Origin of the sequence: Lentihominibacter sp. (genome assembly GCF_046951855.1) — a bacterium.
Lineage (GTDB): Bacteria > Bacillota > Clostridia > Peptostreptococcales > Anaerovoracaceae > Lentihominibacter > Lentihominibacter hominis.
Genome location: NZ_JBKTXS010000023.1, coordinates 1,981 through 20,719 on the forward strand (window position 1 = coordinate 1,981; position 18,739 = coordinate 20,719).

The window sequence follows — 18,739 nt, forward strand, 5'->3', positions numbered from 1 at the left end:
GCCGCTCTCCTCGAAAAAACTGATCGGTAAGACTACACTCAATTCCTCTGCCAGCTCAGAAAACCTTTTCAGCATCGGATTATCCTCTGCCGGCTGAGCCAATTTGAGGTTTTCATATTCTACTACCTGCGCAAAATACTGAGTCTGAAATAATTCTTGGATCAAAATGATATTAGCTCCCTGTGACGCCGCCTTTCTTATGAGCCTCTCTGCTACAGCTATGTTTTCCTCCGCATCAGGACCACACGACATTTGAGTGGCCGCTACTGTTACATTTTTCATGCACCTGCTCCTTTCAGATATTTTTATTTTTATAAATTTTACAATATAGATAAGTATTTTAACATACTTATGTTGTCTTCTTTGTTATATTTTTAAAAAATTCTGATTATTCTCATACTATATACATGAATTTTCTTATATGATATAATCAAAAAAAGCAACTAAGACCATTTATTAATTGCAGTGCAAAAATAAGGAGGTATGTTATGCTTCAGGAAATACAATACGAAGATGATCTTCCGGTAAAGGTTCAGGTTCTGCAGATACAGCAATACCCCTGGCATGTACATAACGATATCCAGATAGTATATGTACTGGAAGGCGAAGTGGAACTGAAAATGACTTATGCACGTTATCGCCTTACGAAAAACAATGTTCACTTCATACACAGCGATGATGTTCACGGCTTCCGAACCTTATCCAATAATAACTTAGTTGTTGTCTTAAGTCTTAATATGGATTATTTTTCTAAATATTATCCACATCTGGATGTTCAGGTATTTACCACAAAAGTAAGCGAAAACATCGCCACATATAAAAAACAGCTGGCGCTTAAAGTACATATGTTTTCCATAATTTCTGAACTTCACGGGAAAAAGAAAGGTTATAAAGATAGGATAAAAGAGATCTCCCATGCACTCATAGATGCGCTTTACAAAGATTTCAGAGGTTTCACAGTCAATCTGGAAAGCCGAACATTTGAACATCAGATCTCACATGATCTGGTACAAATAGATCGTATAAGCCGGGTCGTGGGTTTTGTATATATGAATTACCCCTATAAACTGAGCCTGTCATCCATCGCAGAATCCGAAAACATTAACAGTTACTATTTATCCCACCTTTTTCAGCGTCTGGTAGGTGACAGTTTCAGAAATTTTGTCAGCATGGTCAGAGTGGAAATGTCAGAGCCTGAGCTTTTGACTACTGATAATTCCATAGCCCAGGTATCTTCTAATGTGGGGTTTTCCAATGCTAAATATTATGTGGAAAATTTTAAAGAATGGTTCGGATGCCATCCCAAAGAATACAGACAGCTTTACAGAAGCGAAACCATCAGGCAGTCGACATGTCTTGTCAAAGAACTCCCTTTAGACAGTATAAATGACGCTATAGAATCATATGGTGAAATACCGGCTTTCACGGGAGCGGCTCAGCAAATAAAATCCGTTTCTTTTGATCTAAAAAAGGCTTCTCTTCTCCATAGACTGGTGCCTGATGATGAGCTGCCAAAAAAATTCTATCGCAATTACAATCCTCAGCAAGATTGTATAAACTTTTTGAAAACCGTATTAAAAGACCCCGAAGCAAAAAATATGCCGCAGGCATTTATAGACACCGCGGTAAACAGAAACGGGATCTTTACATTCAATAACATGAAAAAACCGCTTTATTATCTGCGCCGATTTCTTTTCGCGCAGTATAATACTGTAGGCGGACACGATGAATGGTACATGATAACAGTCAATGACAGCAATGTTCAGATCTTATTCTTCAATGAAGATGCTGAGAATCCTCAAAATCTTGAATTTGATCTGTTTAATATGCCGGGCAAGTATCAGATAACCGAACATCGCCTCCGAGCGGATTCAAACTGCCTTGATCTATGGAGGCAGATGGAATACAAATCTGATCTGACTGAAAATGAAAAACAACAGATACAAGAGATGTCGGCTCCACGCATACTATGGAAGACCGTCTCTTCCTCAGGAAGTTTTACCTACTCGGCGAAACTTGATCCTCTTGATATAGTATTTACGGAAATTAAAAAAACTCAATAATTTACTTTCGTACATAAAAACGGAACCACAGACACTGGTTCCGTTTATTATATTTTATTTCTTTTTTCTCTGTTTCACACATTCACTGAGCAGGTACTCCACTTGACCGTTTATAGATCGGAAATCCTCTTCCGCCCATGCGGCTATATCGTTCCAAAGTCCTGAAGATAATCTCACGATCATCTGTTTTTTCGTCTTTTCCTTATCTTTAACAGCTTTTTCTCTTTTTTTAATCTCATCTTCCAGCCTCTTGATTTTTTCAAGCCGCTGCTGCAGCTGTTCTTCTTTTTTGTTTATATCATTGGACATCTGATTACCTCCAGGCTATAAACCATATCAAATATTTTAATATATACTTCCGCTGTTTACAACCGGCTGAGGATCTTTGTCTCCGCAAAGAACTACTAACAGATTAGATACCATGGCTGCTTTACGTTCATCATCCAGAACCACAAGTTCATCATCTTCCAGTTTATCAAGAGCCATTCTGACCATACCTACCGCACCTTCAACGATTTTCTCTCTTGCAGCAATTGTTGCGGCAGCCTGCTGTCTCTTAAGCATAGCAGCCGCTATCTCTTCTGCATATGCCAAATGTGTAATCCTTACCTCCAGTATCTCAATTCCGGCGCCTTTCACCTTTTCCTGCAGTTCTCCTTTCATATTCTGAGCAATCTCCAGACTCGATCCCCTGAGAGTCATCTCATCGTTTTCCTGATCTATAGTATCATAAGGATAAAGTCTTGCCGTGTTTCTTATAGTTGAGTCACACTGAGTTGACAGATACTCAAAATAATTCTCAATATTAAAAACAGCTTTGGTTGGATTAGATACGTGCCAAATAACTATAGCACCTATAATAACAGGATTACCCTGAACATCATTTACTTTCTGCTGTCCGTTATTTAAAGTCATTGTCTTTGTGGATACCTTTTTGCTCATGGTCCTGCCTTTTTTATGTCCGTCTTTTTTTGCGGATTCACTTATTTCGGCTATGAGGCCGTCTACAGTTCCGGCCACAGTCGGATTGAACCCTGTAGCAAAAGGATTGACAAAAAAGAATCCATCTTTCTTTATGGTTCCGTAATATTTACCAAACAGAGTAAGAACTAACGCTTCATTTGGATTGACTATCTTGAGCCCTGCCATTAAAATACAAAGCACCACTATCAACAGTATCCCTGCTGCTACAAACACACCTGTCATATCTACAAAAAAAACAGGTCCTGCTATACACAAGGCAACTCCGGCTAAAATACCGATTATAATGATGAAAAGCATTGCCATCCCCGACATAGGATGAAGTTCTTTTTCTGTAATATTGTTCTTGATCAGATTATTGTTAGTTTCCATATTTTCTCCTCCTTATTAGATCCCGAACTTTATCGCTATTATTTAATGATATCATTTTGATATCATCATTATATCTTATTATATCTTAATGTCAAGAGAAATCTTATAAAATTATTTGTTATAAAAAAACTGACAACTCAATGTCAGTTTCTTCATTTCATACCATATATACACTTATCTTAAGCTCTTCCCAATTGATTATTTCCGTAACACAGACACATACCTTACGCTCCAGCCATTTATACATGTCATGACCCGTCCTGAATCTTACCGTACCTTTGAAATAATACTCATCAGGATCTACGTGATCACCCTCCATAAGTCTTTGTTCCACACAATCTTCCATATTGAGAAAAGCTCTCATCTCCATTATTATATAAACTCCGTCATCCGTTTTGAGAAGAAGCGTAGACTCTATATCGTTGCTGCCGGCAATAGGTGTATATGTGATTCCCATACCGGTGGGCATAACCTGTCCTTTTATATCTTTTCCCGAAAAAGATCCTTTATCGGAGGGAGAAACTAATGTATCTCCCCTGCACGTTATTCCCATATTTATATCATTTTGCTGAATAAGATTTATATCAAAAATTTTTCTCATGACACCCCTCATTTCAAATATTTTCAAGGCTGCCCTTGATAAGCTTACCGTCAAATACTACAGCTTCTACTCTTATATCTTTGATTTCATCTTCTGAAACTTCAAACGGATCCTTATCAATCACTACAAAATTAGCAAGTTTTCCTGCACTTAAAGACCCCATCTTATCCTGCCATCTCAGTTGTCTCGCACCATTTATAGTATATCCTTTAATAAGTACATCCATATCAAGCCTTGCAGATGCTTCCGGTCTCATACTTTCAGGATATTTAGCAGGATCAAGCGGAAATTCAGGATCTACTCTTGTTGCCGCCACCTGCATACCAAAAAAAGGATATGCTCTGTGCATCTCATACGCCGTGACTACATCACTGGAAAAAGATACCATAGCGCCGCTTTTTATCATAGGATTAAACTGATACATCCTGCGCCATTTTTCCTCCGTATAGTAATTCATAGCTTCTTCGCCGAAATATCCTCCCGACCAGTGGCAGCTCCAGTTTATGAAAATACCCAACTTTGCAGGCCTTTTCATATCTGAGGGGTCTACTATTTCGCAGTGTGCAAATACCGGTCTGCAAATCCACGGTTCACCGTTTTCTGCGGCCGTTTTCTGCGCCTTCTCCACAGCGTCGCATCCTACTTTAAATGCTCTGTCTCCCACCATATGTATATGAAGATCAAGACCCTCTCTATTGCAGAGAAGAAAGCATCTTACAAGCTCATCTTTTTCCATCATGATTTCTCCGTAATTGCCGGGATCATGGATATGCTCATGAAGAGAAGCAGAGTTTCCACTTTCATTAGTCCCATCTAAAAAAAGCTTCATGGTATTAAATTTTATATGTTCTGTGGTATAAAGTCTCTGATATTCTCTGAGCTTATCAATTTTCTCAGGCAGATCCTCATATCTCCAAAACCTTACTGAAGCATCATAATAGACAAACAATTTCCCTGCTCTATCCATTTCATACACTGTCTGTATCTGCCTGTCGTTTTCTATAAAGGCATCAAAAATAGCTGTTATACCACTTTCCATCATGAGTTCAAAAAAAGGAGCCATTCTTTCTTCTGTAAGTTCTTCAGGCGGTGCCCATCCTATAGCGTTAAACATGTTATCAGCAAAATGTACCCATGCCATTTCTTTTACCCAGCCTGTCGGATTTCCTTGCCTATCTCTCACAAAGACCTCCAGCGCGCTGGGATTCGGCGTATCCTTATCAACCCCGAGAAGTTCCATCATCTTCGTATTTATCCAGCACAAATGCTCTCCAAAATCCTGACACAGTACAGGTCTGTCTGAAATGGCTTCGTCCAGCAATTCCTTTGTAGGGCCATTCTCATCAAACATTGAAGTAGGATAATATTCAAAGTATATAAAAGGCATCTCTTCCCTGGGATGTTTACGGCCGTATTCTCTTATAAAATCAAGAAGCTCAGTTACATTCTCTGTCCAGGGAAGTTTCACATGCCATGTGCTTCTGGAGCACATACCCGGATGTATATGACTGTCTACAATTCCCGGAAGTACGGTCCTGCCTCCAAGATCATAGATTTTAGATGCCGCTGTATATTTTTCCGCACCCCTCAGGCTACCCGCATATACTACTTTACTTTCGTCTACAACTATAGCATCTACATTGTTCTTACCTTCCAATGTATAAATTTTAGCGTTTTTTAATATGTACATCTTTTCACCGCCTTTTCAGCTTTTATTTTTACGTCGTTTATTCAATGTCCATCTCAGGAGGCAATTTCCTGAATCCTTTAGTTTTTACGGCCAGTATGACAATTCCCACTGCCAGCCAGATGATACCTATTATCTTAGCGGCAGCCGCCATATTAAGCCACAGGTATACACATATAACAGTAGCAATAAGAGGCAATGCGCCATAATTAAAGATGGCTTTTCCTCCCCGAATCCCCTTTTTCCTGAAAAAGTAGAAAGGAACTGAGATATTTACAAGAATAAAACCTGTCAATGCTCCGAAACTTACCAGCTCCACTCCGCCTAAAATATTATCAGTAAAAAATAATGCTACAAGTCCGATAAGTCCTACGATTATCAAATTATAAAGCGGTACGCCTTTCTTACTCATATGGCCGAATATCTTTTTAGGCAGTATGTTGTCACGTCCCATATTATACATGATACGTATAACAGCGGCCTGACCCGACAAAGCACAGGCTACACTTCCTATATTATCTACTACCAGAAACATGATATCCATATGAGGTATAGTCTGTATTCTAGCAAGAAGCTCAAATATTCCTGAATCCGGATCTGTAATCTGCTGATACCCCACAGGCCACATAGCCTGAGCTATATATGCGATGAGCGTAAACACCAGCCCTGCACCCAGACACACCAGAACAATAGCTCTCGGTATATCTTTTTTCGGGTGCTTAGCTTCTTCCGACAATGTAGATACCGCATCAAAGCCAAGAAATGATACACAAAGAATAGCAGCCGGATAAAGAACAAGCCGAAACTCAAACACATCAGGATTGTAAAAAGCCGTACCGTCAATCAGCCCGTTAGCCGTTCCATCAATACCGCCCCTGGCAATAGTAACGATTCCCACTGCTACAAACAATGCCATCATCAAGAGCTGAGCTATGACTATTACTGTATCAACTTTGGCAGCCATACTTATCCCCATAGCATTGATGACGAAAAGCAGTGCTACCAGAAGGATAACCCATGCCCATGCAGGAACCGCAGGTACATATGTTTCCATGTATATGGCAACACACAAAATACATATCATAGGCAGCAAAAGATAATCTAAGAGCATCACCCAGCCTGCAGCAAACCCGAAATGAGGATTCAGAGATTTTTGCACATAAACGTATGCAGAACCCGACTTCTGGAACTCCTTCGACATATTGGCATAACTAAATGCCGTAAAGAACATAGCTATCGCCGTAATGACGAAACAAGTCGGATACATACCTTCTGAGGCCACGGACAATGGACCATAGTAATTGAATACCACTGTCGGAGCCATATATGCAAGTCCGAAAATAATCAAAGAGCCTAATCCCAAGACCTTTTTGAATTCACCGCTTTGTTGTTTTTCACTATTCACTGTTTTACACCTCCCAGTATTTTCGATATATTCAGAATATACCGAAAGGATCTTTTAAACAATGCCGGTTTATTGACGTTTTTTATATTTTTTACATGAAAACATCAATAAATCTTACAAGTTCAATTCGGGCGGCAGAATTCTAAAACCTTTTGTCTTTATTCCCAGAACCACCAGCCCTACAGCTATCCATGAAAATCCCACAAGCTTACCGGCCGTAGGAAGACTCAGCCAAAGATATATACACACTGCAGCTGCTATGGCAGGGATTACAAGATTCCTTAACACAGCTGCGCCCGATCGCTCTTTATCCTTAACCCAAAATCTCATTATGACACATATATTAGTCAGTATAAATCCCAATAATGCGCCGAAGCTCACTAATGACATGGCATTGGTAAGGCTATCCTGAAAAAGTATGGCAGTAAGGCCAACCGCTGCAGTAAGTAGTATATTTTTAGAAGGTGTTTTGAATTTAGGATGAACATAACCGAAAAACTTTTTAGGAAGAAATCCATCTCTGCCCATCCCCAAGAGAATACGAGCCGTAGCTCCCTGCCCTGCTATACAGCAGCCTATAGATGCCAGTGTATTTATGAGAATGAATATGGTATTCATCCATCCTATACCAATATGAATATTAAATTCTGTTATAGCAGTATCAGGATCATTGATAGCTCCCGGCGCATATGGCCATCCGCAATTCATAAAATATGCTACGATAAAAAACTCTATAGCTGCGCCGACACATATGAGAATCACTGCTTTAGGCATATTTTTTTCCGGGTTAATGGTTTCCTCTGAATATGTAGTCACCGAATCAAAGCCTACAAACACTATAGCCATGATTCCGGCCCCCGTCATGAGCGCGCTGAAGTCAAAAAGCTGAGAATTATATACAGCCTCAGAATAAAGAAGCGTCCCTGATCCTCCGCCTCCCATGACAAATTTAATAATAAATATCACTGTTACTATAAGCGCTATTATAGGAGCCGCAACATTAATGTTATTAACTATAGACGCTATTCCCACGCCGACATAATTGCATATGGCAACAAATACTACTGCAATTATTATCCATCCCCACACAGGAACAGCAGGAATCATTATGTTAAGATAAAGTCCGCATCCAAGGTAACATGTCATAGGCAGCAGTAAATAATCAAGCATCAGCGCCCACCCTGATATGAATCCTAACTTGGGTCCTATGGATTTGCTCACATAACTGTACACCGATCCGGCTACAGGATATTTTCTGCACATTTTAGCATAACTGAGTGCAGTAAGAGTCATAGCAATCCCTGCTACTATCAATGTCAAAGGAAAATGCCCTCCGGTAAGGACATTTATAATCCCATAGTACATCAGTACACATGCCGGACACAAATACGCCAGCCCCTGACATACCAAAGTAGGCAGCCTTAGCACCCTCTTAAGTTCTGTTCTTTCAGCTACATTTTCATTATATCTTGCTTCCATAACAAACCTCCTATACAAATACGCTTTAACATATCTGATTGTCTTTTTCGTAAACAACCTTTCCTTTGAACAAGGTTTTATCTACCTTAACAGCATATATCTCATCTATGGGCACAGCCTCTATATCTGAATCAAGAACAGCTATATCAGCTGACTTTCCGGCTTCTACAGAACCTGTTATATCTTCGGCAGACATTTGATAAGCTCCGTTTAACGATAATGCTTTCACAGCTTCCCATAAAGTTGCCGGTTTTTCATTACCCAACACCATATCTTTAAACTTATGATAATCCGGCGCCTCAGGAAAAACTTTTCTTGTCATGGCACACTGTATTTCCTGCATTGTATCCGGAGGAGGTGTTACAGGAAAATCCGTTCCGAAAGTTACCGTTATCCCTCTATCCAAAAGAGCTCTGAGAGGATATGCATTCTCTGCTCTTTTCTTTCCAATCATAGGCACCATGGCTTCTATATCTGAGTCATATACCATCCACCTGGGCTGGCAGTTTGCTATTATATGATTCTCAGCCATCAATTCCATATCTGCGCTTCGAGTTAGCATGAGATGAGCGATCACATTCCGAAAACCTTCATTTTTGTCTTTCAGAAGAAGCTGAGCTTTACTCAAACATTCCGCACTCTGTCTTACGGCATTATCCCCCATAGCATGCACGTGTATATCAAAGCCTGCTTTCATGGCTTTATATGCTGTTTTCGTAAACTCTTCATCGCTCCAGTAAAGAGGTTCATTATAATCATCAGGCAGCCCGTTTTCTTTAATAAACTTTTTATCGTAAGAATCTATCAAAGAAAACATTCCCTCAGCAAATATCTTTACAGTATCTATACGAAAATCATCGCCTACATTATCCATACCTCTTCTTTTAATAGCTTCCGGCAGTTGGCTGTCGGCTTTTCCCGGCTCCATCAGATAAACACCTCTTATTCTGACAGTAAGCTTTCCTTCCAGAGCAAGTTCTTTAAAAGCAGTTCTGGCATTATCACTATGCATACAATCCTGTACCAAAGTCACCCCGTATTTATTAGCGTAGTCTTTCTGATAGTGAAGAAATGCCTCCTTATACTTTTCAACGGAAAAATCATAACCCGGCACATTAAGTTTAATGAGGTTCATGGCTTCGGGATCATTAAAGATGCCTTCAGGAAATCCATCTGCTTCTCTATATATCTTTCCTGCATATACGTCAGGTGTATTCTCGCTGATTCCCGCTATTTCTATAGCCTTTGTATTAACCCACAGATTATGCTGGCAGAAAGATTCAAGTATAACCGGTCTGTCACTGCATATCATGTCTATATCATGTCTCGTAGGCATTCTGTCTGCCGTAAAATTCCCCATCACCCAGCCGGTGCCTCTTATAAGAACTTCTTCCGGGTTTTTATCCACAAAATCTTTCAGTCTTTTCATGTATTTATCTATGATGTCTGTGCCTGATTCTCCCTCCTGTATATATATACCGAAAAGATCACATCCGGAATAGGCGCTTGCCGCTATGGACGGATGGCAGTGAGCATCACACAGCCCGGGAAGGATGGTATTGCCATGACAGTCGATCACCTCTGTGTCCGCAGATATATAATTCTGCAGATCTTTCTCTATTCCCGTCTTTAATATGAGCCCATCCTTTATCAGCACTGTATCGCCGTCTGTTTTCTTCCCGTTTTTATCAACAGAATATATTTTTCCGTTTATCAGCGCTGTATCTGCAAATATCATATTATTAACATCCTTTCTTTCTTTTGTTGGAATAATTTTATTCTTATTTTTCTGATAATTCTATATACTTTTTCGTCTGTCTTTTGTATAATTTAGTAGAAAAACATATATAAATATGGAGATTGTATTTTATGAAACAAAATCAAAACTTTGATATGATCCCGAAGACACCTGCCGGGATATCCATTTACTCAGTGACACAGCAAGCACCTCATCATCATAAAGGATTCCTTGAAATAATATACTGTCTGAAGGGCCCTGTTACCATATACACCAGACTGCAGGATATCACGCTAAAAGAGGGCGATATCATATCATGTGACCCTTTCGACATTCACTACCTTAGTTGTGACAGAGAAAATCTGCTGGTCTCCTTTTACTTTGATTTGACGGATCCTGTATTTGAAAAACCGGATTTGGAAAGAATATATTTTATATGTGAACCCCTTACGACACCACAGTCAAAACAGCCGGAACTTCAAAACCTCAAAAGGCTGCTGCTGACTATGCTGTATTTTTACTGTTTCCCACATCCCGGATTGTCTGTAAGCAATATCATAACGAGATTTGCTGTAGAAGTTATACAAATGATGCTAAATCATTTTCACTACTTCTATTTCATAGCCAATTCAACAGAATACTCTGATGAGATGAAGGACAGATTTGAAAGTATCATAATTTATATTGATAAAAATTACTCAAAAAAAATCACACTGAAAAAACTGTGTGATATCAACCATTTTAATTATAAATATCTTTCCCGTTTTTTTAAAAAAACATCCTTCGTGGGATTTTCCAAATTTGTAAATGACATAAGAGCATACAAAGCAGCAAGTCTACTTCTTGAAACTGACAAAAATATTTCCGATATTGCCTATGAAGTAGGTTTTTCCTCACCGCTCTATTATTATCGAGTTTTTGAAAAATGGAATGTAACGACACCTAATCGATACCGCAGAAAACTGCATGAGCTGAAATCTTCAGCAAAAGAAACCATATACTACAATGTCGAAACAAAAAAAGAAGACCTGGAGCACTTTATCGCCTTCCATTTCGCCAAACTGCAAGTTCCCGAGCTTTGGCTCTCTCCCTTCGTTCCTTATAAAGGGCTTCCCATAGAATAAGACGTAAAATTTATTTTGGACACAAATCCAAATCACAACATAAAATCATCAAAACCTATAATATTTTACCATCAGAATAAAACAGATATGTTTCCATATAATGATCAGTCAGAAGCTTTTCGAGTATATCCTTTGTATCTATGATATCCAGATATCTTATCTTTTCTTCTGATACTTTTCCATACTGTTCTCTAAACTGTTTCGGAGTACACTTATACCACCGCTTAAAGGCCGAATAGTAATACTTGACATCAGAAAACCCACATTCCTCTGATATTTCAAGTATTGTTTTATTAGTTCTGAGCAGGTAAGTTTCAGATTCATTAGCTCTGATATAACTCATCATACCGCGAAACCCTACGGACATCTTTCTCAGATATTCAGACATATATCCTTCCGTAAAATTAAATCTGGCCGCAATATCCCCTATACAAACTTTCTCTTTCATATGACTGTGTAGATAATCATTTATCTCGTGGAGTTTCGCAAGCCCTTTTTTATCTCCGGCCCCGGCTCCGGCGTGAAAAAAGAATATATCAAACCTCTCTACAAACATATCCACGATACGTTCTGAGGCTCCTGCCACTTTTTCCGCAGACCCGTTTTCGGAAATAAATTTGAGAAGCGCAATCAGCATACCTTTGAGCCGCCGATGTTCCTCCCTGGGATAATCCATAGCCGTTTCAGCCAACCCCTCACACACAAACAAGTTATTGCATATAAAAGGATATTTGCTCTTATAACAGGCAAGATCAAAATAAAACGAAACCAGAAGATTATTCCCATCTCCATAAAGATAATAAGCATCTCTGTCAACAGAAATATATTCTCCGGCATGTAATGTAAACTCCTCATAAGCATATGAAAACCTTACTCTGCCTTTAAGGCAAAATATAATTTCCAAAATCCCTCTATCATTTATTTTTGTAGGAGCTTCTTCTACTGAGTAAACACTTATGCTCAAAGGTGTATCCCCAATTCTCCTGATTTTTTCAGCCATTCCTTACTTATCTCCTCCATCTGACAGCTTCTCACAGATATTTTTGAAATACTTACAGCAGGATGATAACATCATAGCTGCGGCAAGAGCTTGCTCATCTTCTGAGAGATCCTCTCCGCATTTTATATGTCTATTTACAAATTCTTCCGCAGCCTCAGAAAGTCTGCCGTCTTCCGCTTCGCAGAAATCATATACCTTCCTGTAGTCTACTGCATCTTCCTGCTGAGGCATCAGCCCTTTGATGTCGCTCAGTGGAATATTCTGTTTAAGATTCATGATGAAGAGAATTTGTATTATCTGCTCCTTACTGTATTTTTTTCCTTTAAGGGGCTTTATTAGATGTTCTTTGCTGTAATTATTTATCATTGTCTTGGTAACCTCTTTCTCTGATGTCAAAGAAAGCAACTGATCCATATAAAGATCTATCTCCGGTATTTTGCTGCTCACAATAGGCTTTTCCCATAAATTCATGTCTTTCGAAATTTTCATGTCTTCGCTCCTTGTTTTCATATCATGCCAAAAATAACATATTAATCTGCCAAATAATTTAGCAGTATGGTTTTGTTCTATATTACAGAAAAAATTATTATTTTGCAATATAGGGTTGATAAAATCATTTTATATGTTACTATAATATGCAATACATAGTTTTAAAAACCATATATCGCATATTATAATTCTATATAAAGGAGTTCGCAAAAATGCCAAAATTATTTTCAAAAGCCAGAGATCCAATGAGCTGTTACACACATTTTATCGGAGCAGTACTATCTGTTGCAGGAATAATCATAATGCTGATAAAAACGGTGCAGCACCCCTTTACTGCGGTACAGTTCACCGGCATTGTATTCTGTCTGTCCTTAATAGGATTATACAGCGCCAGCAGCGTATACCATTATGTATCAGGGCCGGAATCTATCGTGAAAAGGCTGAGAAAACTTGATCATTCCATGATATATGTACTGATAGCAGGATCTTATACCCCTCTGCTCTACCAGATCCTTCAAAATCCGCAGAAAACCATTCTCCTAACTGCTATCTGGGTAATAGCTGCCGTAGGCATAATAATGAAACTCTGCTGGATGAATGCACCAAGATGGCTCAGTACTGTTCTTTATATATTAATGGGATGGTTTATTGCCATAGATTTTTCAGCGCTGAAAAGTCTTTCCGGAGAAACACTTTTCTTTCTTATTTCCGGTGGTGTACTTTATACCATAGGGGGAATCATCTATGGCATTAAAAAACCAAACATCAGGAAAATGTTTGGTTTTCATGAGATATTTCATATATTCGTCGTACTGGGCAGCATATGTCATTATTTTATGGTAATATTCATGATATAAAATCTACTGCGGCGTCTGCTGCTTAGCGTCGGTTCTTTTTCCTACCACGAAAAATCTTCCGTCATCAGTATGATAAGCGCAGGTAGACAGCGTTACCAGCTGATCTCCGTACTCGGCAGTAACTCCTGTATCATAAGCTGATATAGATTTTACGCCTTTTACATATTCATTGAAATCAGACCTGGAAGTTATTCCTGCATACTGATAATATTTGAATTCATTTGAATCTTCGGGATATATCTCCGTATACCCTGCTGCCAGCACCTCGTAAGTACCCTGACCTCCTTTGTATATAGTATCAAATCTGAAGGTCCTATGTTCATTAAAAAATTCTTTGTCCTCATATTTCAAAAGATCATGAAACATCGTTCCGTTTTTCATATTATGTCCGTAAATAAGAAAATTGGATGTCGGTACGAATATATCGCTGGTTGCGTCCATAAATGGAGTCCCCGAAGATGTACTCTCCTTGTCGAACCCTCTTCGGATATAGTACTCCGGATCACTCTGAGTCTGCATCACAGGATAGTCTATCTTCGTATCTTCGACAGTCACCCATCCTATGATATCCCCGTTGGCAAGATACAGATCCGCATATTTTCCCATTACTGTACCTTTGTCAGTGATAAGATCCTCCCTTTCCGTCTGAAGATCTTTCAGATCCTCAAGAGCATTCTGCTCTTTCATCCCGTTAATAAAATAGTCTGCAAGAACACCCGCTGAACCTATAAACACTATCAGACATATTATCAAGATTATTTTTCTTCCTAAACCCATATTTTATGTCCCTTTCATAAAATCTTGCTTTATTTGCTCAATTCATTCATGCTGAACAGTTTAATGCCATTTGATGTCAATACATCTATAGCCTTCTGAGGATCCTCAACTTTTATCATAATTACTGCCTCATCATCCTTAGCCTTGATAGTAGAATAAATATAATCTACACCTATATCATTATCAGCAAGTATCTTAAGAACTTTATGAAGACCTCCCGGTTTATCTTCCAAAGATACTGCCACGACTTCTGTAATGCTGGCAGTAAAACCTGCTTTTTTCAATATTTCCGTAGCCACCTCCGGGTCCGGAACAATGCATCTTAGAATACCGAAGTCAACAGTATCAGCAATGGTACTTGCCTTGATATCGATATTGTTATCGGCTAAAATCTTTGTTAAGTCCGCCAGCCTTCCCGTTGTGTTTTCTACAAACACCGACATCTGCTTAATTAACATTTTAATTCCTCCTTTATCCCTTAAAGGTTTCTCGAATCTTTAACTCTAACGGCTTTGCCTTCGCTTCTCGGCAATGTTCCTTCATTGAGGAACTTGACTTTACAGCCGATGCCCAGCATATCTCTCAATGAGTGATCAAGTCTTCCTCTGAGTTCTTCTATAAACTTTATGTTGTCTATGGCAAGTCCGGAAGCCAGCTCAACCTCAAGATCAAATGTGTCTTTATTATTTTCTCTTCCCACATAAATCATATAGTTTATCGTAAGCTCCTCAAACTTAGATATCACTTCTTCTATTTGTGAAGGGAATACGTTAACTCCCCTTATAATAAGCATATCATCAGTTCTTCCCAGAATCTTGCTCATTCTGACCGTAGTCCTTCCGCAGCCGCACTTTTCCCTCATCAGATAACAGAGATCTCTTGTTCTGTATCTTACCATAGGAAAGCCCTCTTTTCCAAGTGTCGTGAATACCAGCTCGCCTATTTCTCCGTCAGGCAATGGCTCAAGAGTTTCCGGATCTATTATTTCAGGATAAAAATAATCCTCCTGCACATGCATTCCTTCATTCTCATCACAGCTGATGGAAACTCCCGGACCTACGATTTCTGTAAGGCCGTAAATATCATAGGCCTTTATTCCCAGACCTTTCTCTATGCTTTCCTTCATTCCCTGAGTCCACGGCTCCGCACCGAAGATTCCCGCTCTCAGCGGCAGATCAGCCGGATCTATTCCTTCCTTTGCAACACCTTCAGCTATGGTAAGGGCATATGAAGGCGTACATGCCAAAGCCGTACTCTTCATATCCTGCATAAACATTATCTGCTTTTTGGTATTGCCGCTGCTCATGGGAATAACCGTAGCTCCAATGGTTTCCGCTCCGATATGCGCTCCCAGACCTCCTGTAAAAAGACCGTATCCGTAAGCAACCTGAACCACTGATTTACTGTCCTGTCCTGCACTTGCCATAGCTCTGGCTACACATTCTCCCCAGATTTCCAGGTCTTTCCTCGTGTAACCTGCAACTTTAGGCTTGCCGGTCGTTCCTGATGAAGCGTGTATCCTCACTATTTCTTCCATGGGTTTTGCAAAGAGTCCTGTCGGATAATTTGCAGCAATATCCTCTTTTGTTATGAAAGGTAATTTTCTTATGTCGTCTAAGGATTCTATATCCTCAGGCTTAACACCAGCATCATCCATTTTCTTTCTATAGTAAGGCACATTGTCATACTCATATTTTACGGTTTCCTTTAATTTTTTTAATTGCAGAGCTCGCATTGTTTCACGATCTGCGCATTCTATTTCCTTATTCCAAATCATTCTGCAACTTTTCCTTTCATTTGTCTGTCCGCCTTAGGCGATCGTACAGGCTTTTTTAAGATTTATGCGTTTCTTCCCATTTCAAACGCTTTTTTATTCAGTTCTACAAACTTTGGTTTTACATTCTCCTCGATAACCTTGATCCACGCAGCTTCATCAAAAGGAAGATCCTTTGAGGCTGCTCCCAGAAGAACCACATTCACAGCTTTGACACTTCCGCATTCTTCTGCTATCTCAAGAGCATTAAAAGCTTTAATAGTACCGGCCTTTTCCCGAAGTGTCTGCATGATATGCTCCGGGTACTTATCCTGTCCGAGAATCACTGGCATAGGAAGAATTTGCTGTGTATTAACATACATAGTTCCTCCTTTTTTAAGATAAGGCAGCCATCTGTATGCTTCCAACTCTTCAAAGGCAATTATGACATCAGCATCTCCCTCTTCTATTAGAGGGGAATTTACTGTATCTTCACTTATTTTTACATGAGTAACTACACTTCCGCCTCTTTGTGCCATTCCGTGTACTTCGGAAAGTTTTACATCAAAACCCTTTGCCAAAGCGAGATTGCCCAGAAGCACGCTGGCAAGCAATGTTCCCTGTCCGCCTACACCTACTATAAGTATATTTGACTTATTCATGCTATTTGTCCTCCTTTGCTTTTGAATCTATCTCTATAGCGTCGAAAGGACATACCTCTGCACAAAGCTCACAGCCTACACATCTATCCGGTACTATGAACGGTCTGCCGTCCTTTTCCTCGATAGCAGGACATCCTATCTTCATACACATCTTGCAGTTCTTACACTTATCAGTAACAGTGTAAGGGATATCCGGCTGTTTTACTATAAGAGCACATGGTCTCTTTGTTATTATGACAGATAATTCGCCTCTCTCCGTTTCAGTCTTTATTACTTCTTCCAGTTCCTTGATCTTAAACGGATCTATCTCTGTTATATGTTTCACTCCGCAGGCTCTGCACATTGCCGCAATATCTATCGCCGGAGCTTCATCGCCCTGCGCGTTTTTTCCTGTAGACGGATTATCCTGGTGACCTGTCATGCCGGTGATTCTATTATCCAAAATTATCACTGTTCCTTTAGATCCATTATAGTTCATATTAACAAGGCCTGTAATTCCCGAATGGAAGAATGTAGAATCTCCCAAGACAGCCACTACATCCTTGCTGTCGCCTATGGCCTTTTCAAAACCGTGGGCCATTGTGATGGAGGCCCCCATGCAAAGGCATGCATCCATTGCCGATGTCGGAGGAAGTGAACCCAGAGTATAACATCCAATATCGCCAAGTACGGTTTTCTTAAGCTTGCTCAATACGTGAAAAAGACCTCTGTGAGGGCATCCTGCGCATAAAAGAGGCGGTCTTCCCGGAACATTGTCGATCTCTATGGTTTCTGCCACAGGCATACCGAAAGCTGCTCTTATCATATTAGCGCTGTACTCACCCTGTATAGTAAACATATCCTTACCGCCGGCCAGCTTCACACCCATAGCTCTTATCTGTTCTTCAAAATAAGGATTTCCTTCTTCTATAACATAAAGTTTATCGACTTTTGAAGCAAAATCCTCTATCAGCTTCTTCGGAATAGGATTGATAAGTCCCATTTTCAGTACGCTGACCTCCGGAAGAGCTTCCTTAACATACTGATAACAGATCCCGCTGGTAATGATTCCTATGGAAGTGTCATTAATCTCCACTCTGTTGATATCCATGGTATTACTATCTTCAGCTATCCGGTTCATGCGTTCTTCCTGGATTATATGTAACTTTTTGGCCATAGCAGGCATGGCAACGTACTTCTGTATATTTTTTTTATATGGAATCCTGTCTTTTTCAACTCTCTGTCCCATTTCAACTATCCCTCTTGAATGGGACAGCCTCGTATTTGATCTCAGAAGCACTACTGTATCATACTTTTCACTGATCTCATAAGCAAGTTTCATATAATCCTTACATTCCTGAGCATTTGCCGGCTCCAGCATAGGAACTCCGGCGCTTCTTCCGTAATATCTTGAATCCTGCTCATTCTGACTGGAATGGCACCCGTTATCATCAGCCACCAGAATCACAGCTCCCCCTGTAACACCTGTGTACGCCGCTGTGAAAAACGGATCAGCCGCTACATTCAGACCTACGTGTTTCATACATGAAAGAGAACGCACGCCCCCTATGGAAGCTCCTACAGCAACTTCTGTACCCACCTTCTCATTAGGCGCCCACTCCACATGAATTTCATTGTATTTTGCTAAATTTTCCGTTACCTCTGTACTGGGAGTCCCCGGATATGATGACACGACTTTAACGCCGGCCTCATAGGCTCCTCTCGCAAAGGCTTCATTGCCCAGCATAATTTTCTTTTCCATATCTGTATCT

General features: G+C 39.8%; 17 protein-coding genes and 1 pseudogene. 3 read left to right on the forward strand and 15 right to left on the reverse strand.

Features of this window, described 5'->3' with window-relative positions:
• A pseudogene (locus ACLR96_RS07130) lies at nucleotides 1–282 on the reverse strand (nitrilase-related carbon-nitrogen hydrolase); the annotation flags it as partial.
• A gap of 206 nt (nucleotides 283–488) precedes the next feature.
• Here ACLR96_RS07130 and ACLR96_RS07135 point away from each other — a divergent pair.
• Nucleotides 489–2,063, forward strand: coding sequence for a helix-turn-helix domain-containing protein (locus tag ACLR96_RS07135; RefSeq protein WP_177270887.1), 1,575 nt, complete (start codon nucleotides 489–491; stop codon nucleotides 2,061–2,063).
• A 54-nt stretch (nucleotides 2,064–2,117) separates the two neighbouring features.
• On the opposite strand, the gene ACLR96_RS07140 is transcribed toward ACLR96_RS07135, so the two are convergent.
• From ACLR96_RS07140 to ACLR96_RS07170, 7 genes are all read right to left on the reverse strand, one after another.
• Nucleotides 2,118–2,246 (reverse strand): TA system antitoxin ParD family protein, encoded by a 129-nt coding sequence (locus tag ACLR96_RS07140; RefSeq protein ID WP_177270907.1) that lies wholly within the window; start codon nucleotides 2,244–2,246, stop codon nucleotides 2,118–2,120.
• 162 nt (nucleotides 2,247–2,408) lie between these two features.
• The gene (locus ACLR96_RS07145) at nucleotides 2,409–3,416 is read right to left on the reverse strand and encodes an SPFH domain-containing protein (RefSeq protein WP_177270888.1); all 1,008 of its coding nucleotides are present in this window, start codon (nucleotides 3,414–3,416) and stop codon (nucleotides 2,409–2,411) included.
• A gap of 157 nt (nucleotides 3,417–3,573) precedes the next feature.
• Nucleotides 3,574–4,017, reverse strand: coding sequence for a DUF3237 family protein (locus tag ACLR96_RS07150; protein ID WP_177270889.1), 444 nt, complete (start codon nucleotides 4,015–4,017; stop codon nucleotides 3,574–3,576).
• Between the two features lie 13 nt (nucleotides 4,018–4,030).
• Nucleotides 4,031–5,707, reverse strand: coding sequence for an amidohydrolase family protein (locus tag ACLR96_RS07155; RefSeq protein ID WP_177270890.1), 1,677 nt, complete (start codon nucleotides 5,705–5,707; stop codon nucleotides 4,031–4,033).
• Between the two features lie 37 nt (nucleotides 5,708–5,744).
• Entirely contained in the window at nucleotides 5,745–7,109 is a 1,365-nt protein-coding gene (locus tag ACLR96_RS07160; RefSeq protein ID WP_177270891.1) for an amino acid permease, read from the reverse strand.
• Nucleotides 7,110–7,223: 114 nt separating this feature from the next.
• Entirely contained in the window at nucleotides 7,224–8,588 is a 1,365-nt protein-coding gene (locus ACLR96_RS07165) for an APC family permease (RefSeq protein WP_177270892.1), read from the reverse strand.
• A gap of 25 nt (nucleotides 8,589–8,613) precedes the next feature.
• Nucleotides 8,614–10,326: an amidohydrolase family protein gene (locus ACLR96_RS07170; RefSeq protein WP_177270893.1), complete on the reverse strand. Its 1,713-nt coding sequence runs from the start codon at nucleotides 10,324–10,326 to the stop codon at nucleotides 8,614–8,616.
• 131 nt (nucleotides 10,327–10,457) lie between these two features.
• Here ACLR96_RS07170 and ACLR96_RS07175 point away from each other — a divergent pair, with 131 nt between their 5' ends.
• Nucleotides 10,458–11,450, forward strand: coding sequence for a helix-turn-helix domain-containing protein (locus tag ACLR96_RS07175; protein WP_177270894.1), 993 nt, complete (start codon nucleotides 10,458–10,460; stop codon nucleotides 11,448–11,450).
• Between the two features lie 55 nt (nucleotides 11,451–11,505).
• Here the strand turns inward: ACLR96_RS07175 and ACLR96_RS07180 are convergent, their stop codons facing one another.
• Together ACLR96_RS07180 and ACLR96_RS07185 are read right to left on the reverse strand one after the other, a co-directional pair.
• Nucleotides 11,506–12,450, reverse strand: coding sequence for a helix-turn-helix transcriptional regulator (locus ACLR96_RS07180; protein WP_177270895.1), 945 nt, complete (start codon nucleotides 12,448–12,450; stop codon nucleotides 11,506–11,508).
• Between the two features lie 3 nt (nucleotides 12,451–12,453).
• Nucleotides 12,454–12,939 carry a DUF1836 domain-containing protein gene (locus tag ACLR96_RS07185; protein ID WP_177270896.1) on the reverse strand — a complete coding sequence of 162 codons (486 nt, stop codon included), beginning with the start codon at nucleotides 12,937–12,939 and terminating at the stop codon, nucleotides 12,454–12,456.
• Between the two features lie 212 nt (nucleotides 12,940–13,151).
• Between ACLR96_RS07185 and trhA the strand changes: the two genes are divergently transcribed.
• Complete coding sequence (gene trhA, locus ACLR96_RS07190; RefSeq protein WP_177270897.1) at nucleotides 13,152–13,796, forward strand: PAQR family membrane homeostasis protein TrhA; 645 nt, start codon at nucleotides 13,152–13,154, stop codon at nucleotides 13,794–13,796.
• 3 nt (nucleotides 13,797–13,799) lie between these two features.
• On the opposite strand, the gene srtB is transcribed toward trhA, so the two are convergent.
• From srtB to iorA, 5 genes are all read right to left on the reverse strand, one after another.
• Nucleotides 13,800–14,573, reverse strand: coding sequence for a class B sortase (srtB, locus tag ACLR96_RS07195; protein WP_177270898.1), 774 nt, complete (start codon nucleotides 14,571–14,573; stop codon nucleotides 13,800–13,802).
• Nucleotides 14,574–14,602: 29 nt separating this feature from the next.
• Nucleotides 14,603–15,031: an ACT domain-containing protein gene (locus ACLR96_RS07200; protein ID WP_177270899.1), complete on the reverse strand. Its 429-nt coding sequence runs from the start codon at nucleotides 15,029–15,031 to the stop codon at nucleotides 14,603–14,605.
• A 20-nt stretch (nucleotides 15,032–15,051) separates the two neighbouring features.
• On the reverse strand, nucleotides 15,052–16,350 hold the full coding sequence (locus ACLR96_RS07205) for an AMP-binding protein (protein ID WP_177270900.1): 1,299 nt from the start codon (nucleotides 16,348–16,350) through the stop codon (nucleotides 15,052–15,054).
• 62 nt (nucleotides 16,351–16,412) lie between these two features.
• The gene (locus ACLR96_RS07210; protein WP_177270901.1) at nucleotides 16,413–16,988 is read right to left on the reverse strand and encodes an indolepyruvate oxidoreductase subunit beta; all 576 of its coding nucleotides are present in this window, start codon (nucleotides 16,986–16,988) and stop codon (nucleotides 16,413–16,415) included.
• 1 nt (nucleotide 16,989) lies between these two features.
• The gene (gene iorA / locus ACLR96_RS07215) at nucleotides 16,990–18,729 is read right to left on the reverse strand and encodes an indolepyruvate ferredoxin oxidoreductase subunit alpha (protein ID WP_177270902.1); all 1,740 of its coding nucleotides are present in this window, start codon (nucleotides 18,727–18,729) and stop codon (nucleotides 16,990–16,992) included.
• Between the last annotated feature and the right edge of the window lie 10 nt (nucleotides 18,730–18,739).

Coding starts and splice junctions, on each gene's coding strand:
- ACLR96_RS07135 (WP_177270887.1), top strand. CDS start 489: ATGCTTCAGGAAATACAATACGAAGATGATCTTCCGGTAAAGGTTCAG.
- ACLR96_RS07140 (WP_177270907.1), bottom strand. CDS start 2,246: ATGATCGTGAGATTATCTTCAGGACTTTGGAACGATATAGCCGCATGG.
- ACLR96_RS07145 (WP_177270888.1), bottom strand. CDS start 3,416: ATGGAAACTAACAATAATCTGATCAAGAACAATATTACAGAAAAAGAA.
- ACLR96_RS07150 (WP_177270889.1), bottom strand. CDS start 4,017: ATGAGAAAAATTTTTGATATAAATCTTATTCAGCAAAATGATATAAAT.
- ACLR96_RS07155 (WP_177270890.1), bottom strand. CDS start 5,707: ATGTACATATTAAAAAACGCTAAAATTTATACATTGGAAGGTAAGAAC.
- ACLR96_RS07165 (WP_177270892.1), bottom strand. CDS start 8,588: ATGGAAGCAAGATATAATGAAAATGTAGCTGAAAGAACAGAACTTAAG.
- ACLR96_RS07170 (WP_177270893.1), bottom strand. CDS start 10,326: ATGATATTTGCAGATACAGCGCTGATAAACGGAAAAATATATTCTGTT.
- ACLR96_RS07175 (WP_177270894.1), top strand. CDS start 10,458: ATGAAACAAAATCAAAACTTTGATATGATCCCGAAGACACCTGCCGGG.
- ACLR96_RS07180 (WP_177270895.1), bottom strand. CDS start 12,450: ATGGCTGAAAAAATCAGGAGAATTGGGGATACACCTTTGAGCATAAGT.
- ACLR96_RS07185 (WP_177270896.1), bottom strand. CDS start 12,939: ATGAAAATTTCGAAAGACATGAATTTATGGGAAAAGCCTATTGTGAGC.
- trhA (WP_177270897.1), top strand. CDS start 13,152: ATGCCAAAATTATTTTCAAAAGCCAGAGATCCAATGAGCTGTTACACA.
- srtB (WP_177270898.1), bottom strand. CDS start 14,573: ATGGGTTTAGGAAGAAAAATAATCTTGATAATATGTCTGATAGTGTTT.
- ACLR96_RS07200 (WP_177270899.1), bottom strand. CDS start 15,031: ATGTTAATTAAGCAGATGTCGGTGTTTGTAGAAAACACAACGGGAAGG.
- ACLR96_RS07205 (WP_177270900.1), bottom strand. CDS start 16,350: ATGATTTGGAATAAGGAAATAGAATGCGCAGATCGTGAAACAATGCGA.
- ACLR96_RS07210 (WP_177270901.1), bottom strand. CDS start 16,988: ATGAATAAGTCAAATATACTTATAGTAGGTGTAGGCGGACAGGGAACA.
- iorA (WP_177270902.1), bottom strand. CDS start 18,729: ATGGAAAAGAAAATTATGCTGGGCAATGAAGCCTTTGCGAGAGGAGCC.